Source organism: Klebsiella sp. D5A, assembly GCF_001620885.1.
In the GTDB taxonomy this organism is placed as follows: Bacteria; Pseudomonadota; Gammaproteobacteria; order Enterobacterales; family Enterobacteriaceae; genus Klebsiella; species Klebsiella variicola.
This window is the reverse complement of sequence record NZ_LOAR01000004.1, coordinates 324,612-337,280: the sequence shown is the minus strand read 5'-3', so window position 1 is coordinate 337,280 and position 12,669 is coordinate 324,612. Positions and strand designations below refer to the sequence as shown.

Below are 12,669 nucleotides of genomic sequence, written 5' to 3'. Positions count from 1 at the left end.
AAGCCGGGTGCCGCGCCGCTGAAATTTTCAGCGACTACATTGCTGGCGGTTATTATTTCCCCCTCCTCGCGCTATGCTTAAGGCTTCCGGCCCGCAGGCCGGCTCACTATTCTCAAAAGGATTGCCCGATCGATGTCCGTTTTGCATAAAAAAAGCGCCCGCTTACGTGACGAAGAGCGCGCCCGTCTGATTTGGCTCTTGAGCACCGATAAAGCAGTGACCTCCGCGCTGCTGGGCAAACTAACGCTGGCCGAACGCTATGATGAAGGCACGCTGGCCGATGACCTGGCGGAAGTCGAGATCCTGGTCTCGCATCTGCCGCCGCCGGATCTCGCCGATGCGCTGGAAGCGCTCCCCTATGACGCCCGTACCGCGCTATGGTGCCTGGTACCTGACGATAAACGCGGCGAAGTGCTGCTGGAAGCCTCAGAAAATGTCTGGGGCGACCTGATCGACAAGATGAGCGACCCCGAGCTGCTGCAGGCGATGCAGCCGCTGGATATCGATGAACAGGTTTACCTGCTGCAGCATCTGCCGCGCAACCTGACCGGACGGCTGCTGGCGACCCTGCCTGCCGAGAAGCGTGCCCGTATTCGCCAGATTATGCGCTACGCCGACAACAGCGTCGGGTCGATCATGGAGTTTGAGGTCATTACGGTGCGACCGGAGGCCACGCTGGCAGCGGTGCAGCGCTATCTGCGGCGTCTGGGTAAAATGCCGGAAAACACCGATAAGCTGTTCGTCACCACCCGTAACAAGCTGCTGCTCGGCGAGCTGGAGCTGCAGACCATTCTGCTCAACGATGCGCAGAAGCGGGTAGGGGAGGTGATGGAGGGCGATCCGGTCACCTTTCAGCCGCACGAAGAGGCGGAGAAGGTGGCGCGCACCTTCGAACGTGATGACTTACTCAGCGCCGCCGTCATTGATGCCGATGGTAAGCTGATCGGGCGACTGACCATCGATGAGATCGTCGATGTGGTTTATGAAGAAACCGATAACGATCTGCGCCGGATGGGGGGCCTGAGCGATGAAGAGGATGTCTTCGCCCCGGTCAGCAAGGCGGTGAAAACGCGCTGGGCGTGGCTGGCGGTCAACCTGTGTACGGCGTTTATCGCTTCCAGGGTCATCGACGGCTTCGAACACACCATTTCACAGCTGGTGGCGCTGGCCTCGCTGATGCCGATCGTCGCCGGGATCGGCGGCAATACCGGCAACCAGACGATCACCATGATCGTCCGGGCGATGGCGCTACAGCAGATCCAGCCCGGCAGCTTTACCTTCCTGATCCTGCGTGAAATGGGGGTCGCCCTGATTAACGGCCTGGTATGGGGCGGGATTATGGGGGCCATTACCTGGTGGCTGTATGACGATCCGCAGCTCGGTGGGGTGATGACGCTGGCCATGATGCTCAACCTGCTGATGGCGGCGATGATGGGCGTGATAATCCCGATGGTTATGGTGAAGCTGGGGCGCGACCCGGCGGTTGGCTCCAGCGTGATGATCACCGCTATCACCGACACCGGCGGCTTCTTTATTTTCCTTGGTCTGGCGACGCTGTTTCTGATGTAGCCTGCGCCTTCGTGCGCAGGCGGCGGGGGATGAGCGCCATGGCGACGATCCCCGCCAGCACGCCGATCGCCAGATTGCTGGTTCCCACCGTTGCGGCGACGGTCACCAGCATCACCAGCGTTTCCGGCCACGGATTACGCACCAGTTCGCCCGGGCGAATACTATGCCAGCTAAAGGTTTTCACCGCCACAATCACCATCACCCCTGCCAGCACCGCCATCGGGATCTGCGCCATCACCTGGCTGAGCGCTGTCACCAGCAGGAGCAGCACCAGACCGGCGATCACCGTTGAGAGACGGCTGCGGGCTCTGCCCATCTCCACGTTAACGATGGTCTGGCCGATCATCGCGCAGCCGGCGATACCGCCATAACAGCCGGCAAGGATATTAGCGATACCCAGCCCGGCGCTTTCCCGCGATTTGTTCGACGGGGTATGGGTGAGATCGTCCACCAGCTTAGCCGTCAGCAGGGACTCCATCAGACCGACAAAGGCGATACTGAGGGCGCACGGCCAGATAATCTGCAGTGTCGCCAGGTTCAGGGGGACGGTCAGGGCAGTGAATCCCGGCAGGCCGCCGCTCATCGAGCCTTCATCGCCGACGGTGGGCAACTGCTGGCCAGTGGTGACGGTATAGAGAGTGAGCGCGACAATGGCGATCAGTGGCGCCGGGACGGCCTTAATGAAGCGCGGCGCCCACAGGACGATAAGCAGCGTCAGGACGAACAGGCCGACGATCAGCGGCTGGCGACTCCAGAAGTGCGGTACCTGAGCAAAGAAAATCAGGATCCCGAGGGCATTGACGAACCCGGTCATCACTGCCGGGGGAATAAAACGCATCAGGCGCGCCATGCCGCACAGACCAAACAAAATTTGAATCATACCCGCCAGAATGACCGCCGGCAGAATGTAGCCCACGCCGTACTGATGCACCATTGGGCCAATGACCAGCGCCACCGACCCGGCAGCAGCCGTCACCATTGCCGGGCGCCCGCCGAGCACCGACATCGCCAGGCAAAGCACCACCGAGGCAACCAGGCTGACCTGCGGGTCAACACCGGCAATGACCGAAAACGAAATAACTTCAGGGATTAACGCCAGGGCGGTAAGCACGCCGGCCAGCACTTCGCGCGTCAGTAACGACGGGGAGCGGAGGATGGGGCGCAGATTGCCGGAAGCGGCGGGGTCAGAAACTGGGGGCATAAAAAAAGTTCGCAGCTTATAAAAAAGAGGGAGCGGTGGCAGGCCCTGCTTCCGTGCGGTCTGTCACAAAACCGAGGATGATAGCGCGGAATCCCCAAGGCTACCAGTACAAAAAGTGATTTGGTGTATACATTTATTAAACATTTTTATAACGGATCTCAAAACAGAACTTAAAATTTAAACAATATTTAAATTTTTGAGCTTCGGTGGTAACGTGAGTGGTGAGAATCGTATCACCTGCGCTAAATAAAAACAGCGAGTAAAGTAAGGCTCAAATCCGATGAATAAAAAGATGGCCGTACCACGCTCACAGGCGGTTGGTCCCAACAGCACTCGGACCAACACCCGCCATGAGCAAGAGACGGATGTATTGTTGATTGGCGGCGGCATTATGAGCGCCACACTGGGAACCTGGCTGCAGGAGCTTGAGCCAGACTGGTCTATTACCATGGTTGAGCAGATGTCCAGCGTGGCGGAAGAGAGCTCAAACGGGTGGAACAATGCGGGTACCGGCCACGCGGCGCTAATGGAGCTGAACTACACGCCGCAGACCGCCAACGGCATCAATATCGACAAAGCGGTCGACATCAACGAAGCCTTCCATATCTCGCGTCAGTTCTGGGCGCATCAGGTGACGCGCGGCGTCCTGAACAAACCAAAATCTTTCATTAACAGCGTGCCGCACATGAGCTTTGTGTGGGGCGAAGATAACGTCAACTTCCTGCGCGCGCGCTATGCGGCGCTGCAGCAGAGCGAACTGTTCCGCGGTATTCGCTATTCTGAAGACCATCAGCAGATCAAAGCCTGGGCGCCGCTGGTAATGGAAGGCCGCGATCCGCAGCAAAAGGTGGCCGCCACCCGTACTGAAGTGGGAACCGACGTCAACTATGGCGAAATTACCCGCCAGCTGATCGCCGGCCTGCAAAAGCATGATAATTTCTCCCTGCAGCTGGGTACCGTGGTACGTCGCTTCAAGCGCAACGCCGACAAGAGCTGGACGGTCACTCTCGCGGATGCCGACAACCGTCGTCAGAAGCGGGTCATTAAAGCGAAATTCATCTTTATCGGCGCCGGCGGCGCGGCGTTGACGCTGCTGCAGGAAACCGGCATTCCACAGGCCAAAGAGTATGCGGGCTTCCCGGTCGGCGGCCAGTTCCTGGTCTGCGAAAATCCGGAGGTGGTGAACCACCATCTGGCGAAGGTTTACGGCCAGGCCGAAGTGGGCGCGCCGCCGATGTCGGTGCCGCACATTGATACCCGTATTATCGACGGTAAACGCGTGGTGCTGTTCGGGCCGTTCGCCACCTTCTCGACCCGCTTCCTGAAGAACGGTTCATTGTGGGATCTGCTGGCCTCGACGAATACCTCGAATATTCTGCCGATGCTCAACGTCGGTCTGGACAACTTCGATCTGGTGAAATACCTGATTAGCCAGGTGATGCAGAAAGATAAAGATCGCCTGGCGGCGCTGTGCGAGTACTATCCGGAAGCGCGGAAAGAGGACTGGCGGTTGTGGCAGGCCGGTCAGCGCGTGCAGATTATCAAGCGCGATGCGAAGAAGGGCGGGGTACTGCGCCTCGGTACTGAAGTGGTGAGCGATGACGAAGGCACTGTCGCGGCGCTGCTCGGCGCATCGCCAGGCGCCTCCACCGCGGCGCCTATCATGCTGCAGCTGATGGAAAAAGTGTTTAAAGACAAAGTCAATTCGCCGGAATGGCAGGCCAGGCTGAAGGCCATCATCCCGACCTACGGTATTCGCCTTGACGGCAACCCGGCGGAGATTGAGAAAGCGCTGGCGTGGACCAGTGAAGTGCTGGAGCTGAAATATGAGCCGGCCGCGGTGGCGGATGAAGCCCCGCAGGCGGAGCTGAAGCCGCTGAGCGGTGGTAAGCCGATGGCGGATATCGCGCTCTGACAAACGCTCTGACAAAAACGGCAGCCTGCGGGCTGCCGTTTTTTTTGTCGGTTTGATGGGTCGACTTAGCGGACGACGGCGTTACCGATGGTTTCGTCGGCGCGCCAGATGCGATATTTCACATCGACATTGCTCGGCGCGTACACGACAATCGGCAGCTTGCTGTTGTAGCGCAGCATGGCATCATCGCCGAGACCGGCAGTGACAAATTTCTTCTCTTTCTTGCCATCCGGGCAGGCCATCATGGTAGAGACCGGGCCGCTCAGCTTATCAAAGACATAGTAGTCATAGCCCCAGCCTTCCAGGGTTTTGCTTTCCAGCTTCCCGCCTAAACGATGGTGGTTGCAGTCAACTTCCAGCGTCTGGCCGATTATCAGCTCAACCTTCAGCGCTGACTCATCCTGCTGCTGCGGCAGCTGAATAACCTGACGCTTCATGCCTTTTTCCGCTTTCGGGAACGGCGCGACTTTTTCCAGCGGCTGTTCTGCGGCCTGGGCGCCAGCGGACATGCAGGCGGCGGTCAGCAGAGAAACGGCTAGCGTAGTGATTTTTTTCACGGTTGATCATCCTTTATTTTCGTTCCTGACTGATACAGCCTATCATTGCTTTACTGAATGTTAAGTTTTATTTACTAATTTTTTCAAAATGAATGGTGTTATGTACTGGTGTGATGCCGTGTCGCACCTTGCGCCACGGCGGCCCATGAAGCTTATTCGTTGCGGCTATTTTTCGCTTCCTCAATGAATTCTTCATCTATTTCATCGGTATTACCGGCATGCTCTCGTCCCGACAGCAGGTTCCAGCAAGCGATAAACAAGGCGGCAATCAGCGGCCCGATAACGAATCCGTTGATACCGTAGATCTCCATGCCGCCCAGCGTCGCGATAAGGATCAGGTAGTCCGGCATTTTGGTATCCTTGCCCACCAGCAGCGGACGCAGAATGTTATCCACCAGGCCAATCACAATCACAAAGAAGCCGACGATAAAGGCGCCCTGCCACAGCTGCCCGGTGGCGAAGAGGTAAATCGCCGCCGGCACCCAGATAATGGCCGAGCCTACCGCCGGGATAAGCGACAGGAACGCCATCAGCGCACCCCACAGAATGCTGCCGTCCAGACCGGCAACCCAGAAGGCAAAGCCGCCCAGCGCCCCCTGCGCCAGCGCCACGGCCACGGTGCCTTTTACCGTGGCGCGGGCGACCGCGGCGAATTTAGCGAACAGGTGCTGCTTCACATAGCTCGATAACGGCAGAGATTCGAGAGTCAACAGCACCAGGTAAGGCCCATCCTTTAGCAGGAAGAACAGCAGGTACAGCATAATGCCGAAGCTGACGGTAAAGCCAAAGGTGCCTTTACCAATCAGAAACGCGCTGCCGGCCAGATACTGGCCGCTTTTCAGCGCAACATCGGAGAGCTGCTGCTGGATCTGCTGCGCGCTATCGAGGTTGTGCTCGGCAAGGAAACCTCTGGCCCAGCCGGGGAGGTGAGCAAACAGACTGGCGACCACCGTCGGGAACTGAGTGTCGTTATGCTGAAGTTTGCTATACACCACGTTCAGCTCGTAGGCCAGCGACGAGAGGATGATCGCCAGCGGCGTAAAAACGATAAGGCAGATGATGACGATGGTCAGCAGCGCCGCGAGGCCATTGCGCTCGCCGAGGCGGGTACGAATCTTGTTTTTGACCGGATTAAAAATCACCGCAAGGATCGCGGCCCAGAGGATGGCGGAATAATAGGGTGAGAGAACATCAAAAAAGGCCAGGGTTACAATAAAGACGATAAGGATGAAAAATCCTTTGGTAAGTCCATTAACTCTCATGTCATCCGCTCCTGCTTATGAGTCATACAGTCGAATGATAGATGCTACGACGTAATTTACCATCTGGATAGTCGTACTCTATAACAGAGGGGAAAAAGTGGATAAAAGCCCTGGCAGAAAACCCTGCGGACGCTATTGAGTAAAACAGACAACTTCTGCTTTCAATGCCTGTCCGGTACGCATGATGAAAGCAGTGTTATCTGCAAAATGTGCTGTCAGGAAGCAACGAGGTGTAGAAGCGTAGTATATCGATACGGCAAAAGCGGAAGTTATGGCGGATAATCCATGGTCAAACGGGCAGAAAAAAAGCGCGCAGCGGATATTTCCACGCGCGCCTTATGCAGTGTCTTACTGAAGATTGCCTGCGGTCAGGCTCTCTTTATCAAAGGCATGGCTGACATCAATATGATTCTGATGCATCGATGTATCGATATTTGAACCCGCCTCCGGATGTGTCTGGCTCTTCTCTGCGGCCATCACGCCGGACGAAAGTGTAGCGGCCAACAGCAGTGCGGTGACTACGCCGATATTTTTCATATTCTGTTCCTTATTTCATCGTGCTGTCGCTGTCGCCTGTTTCTTCCGGCGGCCCGGCAATGTGGCTATTTTATTTCGTCAGCTCAGCGGTCATATGTACGCGGTTATTGAATTGAGCGCTGGTGATTTTGTAAGACGCGCCTTGCTCTGCGGCCTGCGCGGCAATTTTGGCTTCTGCGCGGTCCAGGGTGGAAGCGCTGGCGCTGATGCTCTGAGCAAAAGTACCGAAAGAGATCATAGAGAGTGCGGCAACTGCAACGAAAGTTTTGATGGATTTCATGGTCGTATTCCTTAAGTGTTTTGTCAGTGTTGGAGCGTTGTTGCCCCGATGTGATAAATGATAGGCTGACGGCCGGATGATTAAAATCGAAACAATTTGCTTTCATTGTTCAGTAAATTTGAATAATCATTGTCAAGTATTGCCATCCAGTTTTGTTAAGAAAGCTAAATTACAATTCAGCCTCATTGTCATAACAAATATATAAAAAGTTATTTTTTAACTTTCGATAGATGATTTTCTTGTTTGCTATCATCTGAACTGCAGCAATATAGTTTTTAGGCAGCAATAAGCGCCGGCGTGCGGCAAATAAAAATTATCCACGAATATTTAATTATGATAACTATTAATAAGATCAGTAAAAGCTTCTCCGGTGAAAGAGTGCTAAAAGAGGTCTCGCTCAGTATTCATTCCGGCGAGATTATTTGCATTATTGGCCCCAGCGGCTCAGGGAAAACCACGCTATTACGTACGCTTAATTTCCTGGAGCCTGCCGATAGCGGGCAAATAAGAATAGATGATGTGGCGCTGGATTGCGCAAAAGCGGGCAAAAAGGAGATTGAAAAGCTACGGGCGAAAACCGCCATGGTTTTTCAATCGTGGAATCTCTTTCATAATCTGACCGCACTGCAGAATATTACCGAAGGCCTGATTTACGCTCAAAAGCGCCCGCGTCAGGAGGCGCAGGATATTGCTGAACAACTCTTAAAGCAGGTGGGGTTATTGCATAAAAAAGACAGCTATCCGCACAGTCTCTCCGGCGGCCAAAAGCAGCGTATCGGGATTGCGCGGGCGCTGGCAATTAACCCCGCCGTTCTGCTGCTGGATGAGCCGACTTCCGCGCTGGATCCGGAAAAAGTTGGTGAAGTGCTGGAGCTTATTCAGACGATTGCCGCTGCGGGTCAGACGATGATTATCGTGACCCATGAAATGGCGTTCGCCCGCCAGGTCGCTTCCCGGGTGGTATTTATGGAAAACGGCGAAATCGTTGAGCAGGGCCCGGCGGAACAGATATTTGGCGCAGCACAGCAGGGGCGAACCCGGGCGTTTCTGGCGCAACTGCACTATCATGCCTGAGGCTAATGATGAACAATAACCCGCTCTTTAACTGGCAGGATATCGCCGGAATATTGCCGAAACTGCTGGAAAATTTACCCGTGACCCTCGGGATAACGCTGGCATCGCTGCTGCTTGGTTTGACGATCGCGCTGCTGATTGTGCTGCTGCAGTTTAGTCGCTTTAAGCCGCTCAGCGCGGTGGCAAACGGGTATACCGACATTCTGCGTGGCGCCCCCCTGGCGCTGCTGATCCTGCTGTTTTTCTTCGGCGGAAAATTAATTTTGACTGCGCTGGCGCTGCCGCCGCTATGGATTAGCGATACCACCTTTGCGGTGTTGTCTATTTCGGTCAGCATCAGTCCCTATTTTGCAGAAATGATGCGCTCCGCGTGGCGTACGGTGGATACCGGCCAGAAAGAGGCCATCATCAGCCTCAATATTCCCTGGCATAAGGGAATGCTGCGGATTATTTTTCCCCAGGGGCTCATTATTGCCATTCCCGTTTTTGGTAATCTTTTAATTAACCTCGTGAAGATGACCTCACTGGTCAATATTATTGGTATTGTAGATATTTTTGGCCGTGCACAAAAGATTTCGCAAAATAGCTATGGGGCTAAACAGGTTGCGGCGTTTATTAGTGTTATTATCGTTTACTGGGTGCTGAATAGTATTATTCTCTATTTTACCACTCGTATTGAAAAGAAGTATCAGTTCCTGCTGGAGTGATAGATTAACATGTTTAGCCTGGCGTTCATTCGGGACAATTTTACGTTTATTTTAAGCGCGCTGCCGGTTACCCTGGTGATAACGTTATTGTCCTTACTCTTTTCCACTCTGCTGGGCGCGGCGCTGGCGTGGGTGATTATTCGTCAGGTTCCCGGGGTTCAATGGGGGGCGAAGGTATTTCTCTCCTTTAGCCGTTCGGTCCCGGTACTGGTGATGCTGTATTTCTTTTTTTACGTCTGGCCGTGGATAGCCGCCGGGCTGTTTGGCGGCCCGCAGGATAATATGTACCACTATAAACTCTCGCCACTGGTGGCGGCGGTCACCGCGCTATCGCTGATTTTCAGCGCGTATTTCGCCGAAACCTTTCGCGCAGGCTGGAACGCGGTTGATAAGGGGCAGCGCGAGGCCGCATGGTCAATTGGGCTAAGCGGGTTCACGCAGTTCCGACGCATTATTTTTCCGCAGGCGGCAGTATCCGCACTGCCGAACTTCACCAGCGTGCTGATCGATCTGATTAAAGACACCTCGCTGGTTTACACCATCACCGTTATTGATCTGATGGCGAAAGCCAATATCGCCGCCGCGCGCGGGTTTCATTTTGTCGAAGCCTATTGCGTCGTGCTGGTGATTTATATCGTGCTGTGCCTGGCAATTGCCAGAGCATTGCGCAGTGTAGAACGGTTTCTGCGCGCCCGCTGGCAAGGAAACGTACAAAAGAGTGTTCCACGGTTATCATTTTGGGGAAGGTATTTTGAAAAATAAAATTTTACTGGTGAGTGCGCTGACGTTGGCAATGGGAATTAACGCCGCACAGGCGGTTGAAAAAAGTCCGCACGCGAAGACGATTGAGGTTGTCGTTAACGCTAACGGTTTTCCCTTTAGCTTTGTGGACGATAACAACAATATTACCGGCTACGATGGCGATCTGTTAAAGGTGCTGGACCAGCGGTTAACCGACTATAAGTTTCATTTTAATGCGGTCTCGCGCGACGCGATGATCGTCGGCCTGTCGACCGGCGCGTATACCCTTGCGGCGGATCACTTTTATCTCACCAAAGAGCGGGCGGAAAAATATGACCACTCCGGCGAGCCGACCGGGATCAGCGATTTACGCCTGATTGTACGTAACGATGAGAACGATATTCATAACCTTGGCGATCTCGCCAGCGGTAAGAAAAAGCTGGTGCCGATTCATACCTCCGACGCCCGTTATACGGTGATTGAAAACTACAACAAAAAACATCCAGGCCAACAAATTAACCTGCAGCCCAACGGCGAGCAGTCCGCCGCCGATATCTTTAAAGCGGTCGCTTCCGGGGAATACGATGCGGCGATTTATCCCATTGGTGCGCTACTGGCGTTAAATAAGGCGCTAAATCTCAATCTGAAAGCTTCGGATTCCGTCGGCCTGTTTCCTAACGTCTATTTGTATAAAAAAAATACCGACCCGCAGTTGATCAAAGCGATTGATGCGCAGTTGGTTGCCCTGAAAAAGGACGGCACCCTCGCTGAGCTCTCACGGAAATGGTACGCCGAAGATGTGTATGCCCTGCCGGGCGCCAGCGACGTGAAAGTGAATACCGACTGGGAATAAACGCATGACGCAAATAAGCTCGGAGCCGGCGCATAACGCCGCCACCTTAAACGATGAGGTGACCCTGGCGCTGCGCGCCATTACTGAAAAACGCGCGGCTACCATCGGTTACCTGTTGGACGAAAGCCGACAACGGCATATCGCGGATGATTTTGCGCGTGAAGCCATACGCCACTATGGCCGCGATATCGGGCATAAGCTGCGTGCGCAAATGCGCGATCGCCAGGATTTGCAGGAGTTTGCCGGGCTGTTTACCCGCGGTCTGGAATCTCAGGTTTATGAGATGGAGCCCGTTAGCGCCAGCCGGGCTGAATTTATCGTCCTGTTTCACTACTGTCCTTACGTTAACTGCTGGCGGCAGCAGGGGCGGGGCGCCAGCGAAATTGAGACGCTATGCGATATCTGCATGGAAGGGGATCATGCGTTAACCGACGCGTTTCCGGGGCTGCGTTTAGAGGTGCAGACCGCGCTGGCTCGCGGTGATGCCGCCTGTCGGCTGCGTTTTTATCAGTCAGAGTCGCATGAGGCGGAATGGCAACCTTAAGTGGTGGCCACGCAACCAGGTTGTTAATCAGCCCGAAGCGGCGATGCAGGCGCTGAGCAGGCAAAAGCTGACCACGGTTGACGGACGGGGTTATCCCACTGACTGAACGGGGGGGCGTGTTGCCGACCCGGCGCGACAAGGCCGGTGCTTCGGTGTTGGTCACGACGAATAGCGTTTTGAATAAGGAGTAAAACTATGGCAAAGGTCCATTTTATTGGTGCCGGACAGATGGCGGAGGCGATTATTCGCGCGTCATTAAGCAACGGTACGCTGCAGGCGGACGCGATCTCGCTGGAGGATATCGACAGCGTGCGAATCGAGGCTCTGCACTCCCGCTATCGGTTGTCGGGCGACGGTGGCTTAAGCGAGGCCTCTTTGCTGGTGCTGGGGATCCGGCCGCAGGACGATCTGGCGGCGGTGGCGAGCCGCGTGCGCGCCCAGCTAAACGGCTCGACGACGGTGGTTTCTCTGATCGCGGGAGTGACACTGGAAAAGCTGGCCTCCCTGTTTGGTGAGACAACGCCGATTGCCAGGACGATCCCCAATACCCTGACCGATACCGGATTTGGCTATAGCGGCGTAACCTTAAACGCCCACGCCAGCGCGGCTGAGATCGAGCCGTTTCTGCGCGGTTTTGGCAAAGTGCTGTATCTGCCAGAGCGGTTGATCGATGTCTTTACCGGTTTTGGCGTCGCGGGGCCTAACTATATTTACTACTTTATTGAGTCCCTTACCGATGCCGGCGTACTGGCGGGGCTGTCGCGGCCTCAGGCGACGGAGGTGGTGCTGGAGAACCTCCTCGGCGCGGTCGAGATGCTGCGCCAAAGCCAGAAGCATCCGCGTCAGCTTCTGGATATCAATAATTCACCGGCGGGAGTCGGGATCCACGCTCTGTATGAGCTGAACAACAGTGACTTTGCCGCAGGCCTTCAGCGCAGCGTATTGGCGGCGGTCAGGCGTACCCGTGAACTGGGACAGCGCTAAACCCCTTCTTCCCGCCACTGGCCGTGCAGCACCCGGCGCTTTTCCGGCGATGCGCTTAAAGGTGCGGCTTAAGGCTGCATAAGTACGGTAGCCCAGCCGGGTCGCTAACGTCGTCTATTAATCCACGGGGAGCAGGACAAGTTCAGGCATTGGTCATTCGACATGCCAGGGGGAATATGCCTGAAGATCCCGTTTAAATTCGACGGAAAACAGGCAACAAAAAACCCGCAAACTCGGAGAGAGTGCGGGTTTCTGTAGGGTTACCGGTCGTTAACAAAACTTACCGGTGAATGATTTGGTCGGCACGAGAGGATTCGAACCTCCGACCCCCGACACCCCATGACGGTGCGCTACCAGGCTGCGCTACGTGCCGACGCGTGGGGAACAATATTACCCGTTCCCCGAGCGAATGCAAGCGGGTCGCGCGCGATTGATTCATAATTAA

At 55.1% G+C, this 12,669-nt stretch carries 13 protein-coding genes and 1 tRNA gene; 8 read left to right on the top strand and 6 right to left on the bottom strand.

Features of this window, described 5'->3' with window-relative positions; translation table 11 throughout:
- Positions 1 to 132: 132 nt before the first annotated feature.
- Entirely contained in the window at positions 133 to 1,569 is a 1,437-nt protein-coding gene (gene mgtE / locus AS136_RS07450; protein ID WP_012541001.1) for a magnesium transporter, read from the top strand.
- Here the strand turns inward: mgtE and AS136_RS07445 are convergent.
- Complete coding sequence (locus AS136_RS07445; RefSeq protein WP_072125767.1) at positions 1,532 to 2,692, bottom strand: SulP family inorganic anion transporter; 1,161 nt, start codon at positions 2,690 to 2,692, stop codon at positions 1,532 to 1,534. The two genes, mgtE and AS136_RS07445, sit on opposite strands and share 38 nt — an antisense overlap.
- A 358-nt stretch (positions 2,693 to 3,050) precedes the next feature.
- Here AS136_RS07445 and mqo point away from each other — a divergent pair, with 358 nt between their 5' ends.
- The gene (gene mqo, locus AS136_RS07440) at positions 3,051 to 4,685 is read left to right on the top strand and encodes a malate dehydrogenase (quinone) (protein ID WP_012541003.1); all 1,635 of its coding nucleotides are present in this window, start codon (positions 3,051 to 3,053) and stop codon (positions 4,683 to 4,685) included.
- Positions 4,686 to 4,750: 65 nt separating this feature from the next.
- Here mqo and eco read toward each other — a convergent pair whose 3' ends face one another.
- The 4 genes from eco to AS136_RS07420 form a co-directional block, all read right to left on the bottom strand.
- Positions 4,751 to 5,242, bottom strand: coding sequence for a serine protease inhibitor ecotin (eco, locus tag AS136_RS07435; RefSeq protein WP_012967533.1), 492 nt, complete (start codon positions 5,240 to 5,242; stop codon positions 4,751 to 4,753).
- Positions 5,243 to 5,394: 152 nt separating this feature from the next.
- The gene (locus tag AS136_RS07430) at positions 5,395 to 6,504 is read right to left on the bottom strand and encodes an AI-2E family transporter (protein ID WP_012967534.1); all 1,110 of its coding nucleotides are present in this window, start codon (positions 6,502 to 6,504) and stop codon (positions 5,395 to 5,397) included.
- A gap of 348 nt (positions 6,505 to 6,852) precedes the next feature.
- A complete protein-coding gene (locus tag AS136_RS07425; protein WP_008803987.1) occupies positions 6,853 to 7,041 on the bottom strand; it encodes a hypothetical protein in 189 nt (62 codons plus the stop codon).
- 70 nt (positions 7,042 to 7,111) lie between these two features.
- Positions 7,112 to 7,321, bottom strand: coding sequence for a YdgH/BhsA/McbA-like domain containing protein (locus tag AS136_RS07420; protein ID WP_004102265.1), 210 nt, complete (start codon positions 7,319 to 7,321; stop codon positions 7,112 to 7,114).
- A gap of 333 nt (positions 7,322 to 7,654) precedes the next feature.
- Between AS136_RS07420 and AS136_RS07415 the strand changes: the two genes are divergently transcribed.
- The 6 genes from AS136_RS07415 to AS136_RS07390 all read left to right on the top strand — a co-directional run bounded on the left by AS136_RS07415 (position 7,655) and on the right by AS136_RS07390 (position 12,224).
- The gene (locus AS136_RS07415) at positions 7,655 to 8,395 is read left to right on the top strand and encodes an amino acid ABC transporter ATP-binding protein (protein ID WP_008803988.1); all 741 of its coding nucleotides are present in this window, start codon (positions 7,655 to 7,657) and stop codon (positions 8,393 to 8,395) included.
- Positions 8,396 to 8,403: 8 nt separating this feature from the next.
- Entirely contained in the window at positions 8,404 to 9,102 is a 699-nt protein-coding gene (locus AS136_RS07410) for an ABC transporter permease subunit (protein ID WP_023323042.1), read from the top strand.
- Positions 9,103 to 9,111: 9 nt separating this feature from the next.
- Positions 9,112 to 9,864, top strand: coding sequence for an amino acid ABC transporter permease (locus tag AS136_RS07405; protein ID WP_016161566.1), 753 nt, complete (start codon positions 9,112 to 9,114; stop codon positions 9,862 to 9,864).
- Positions 9,854 to 10,696 (top strand): transporter substrate-binding domain-containing protein, encoded by an 843-nt coding sequence (locus tag AS136_RS07400; protein ID WP_063266733.1) that lies wholly within the window; start codon positions 9,854 to 9,856, stop codon positions 10,694 to 10,696. Before AS136_RS07405 ends, AS136_RS07400 begins: the two co-directional genes overlap by 11 nt.
- Positions 10,697 to 10,700: 4 nt before the next feature.
- Complete coding sequence (locus tag AS136_RS07395; RefSeq protein WP_008803992.1) at positions 10,701 to 11,240, top strand: L-2-amino-thiazoline-4-carboxylic acid hydrolase; 540 nt, start codon at positions 10,701 to 10,703, stop codon at positions 11,238 to 11,240.
- Positions 11,241 to 11,435: 195 nt separating this feature from the next.
- A complete protein-coding gene (locus tag AS136_RS07390; RefSeq protein WP_023323041.1) occupies positions 11,436 to 12,224 on the top strand; it encodes a pyrroline-5-carboxylate reductase family protein in 789 nt (262 codons plus the stop codon).
- Between the two features lie 296 nt (positions 12,225 to 12,520).
- Here AS136_RS07390 and AS136_RS07385 read toward each other — a convergent pair.
- Positions 12,521 to 12,597 (bottom strand) — tRNA-Pro (locus tag AS136_RS07385).
- Positions 12,598 to 12,669: the final 72 nt, after the last annotated feature.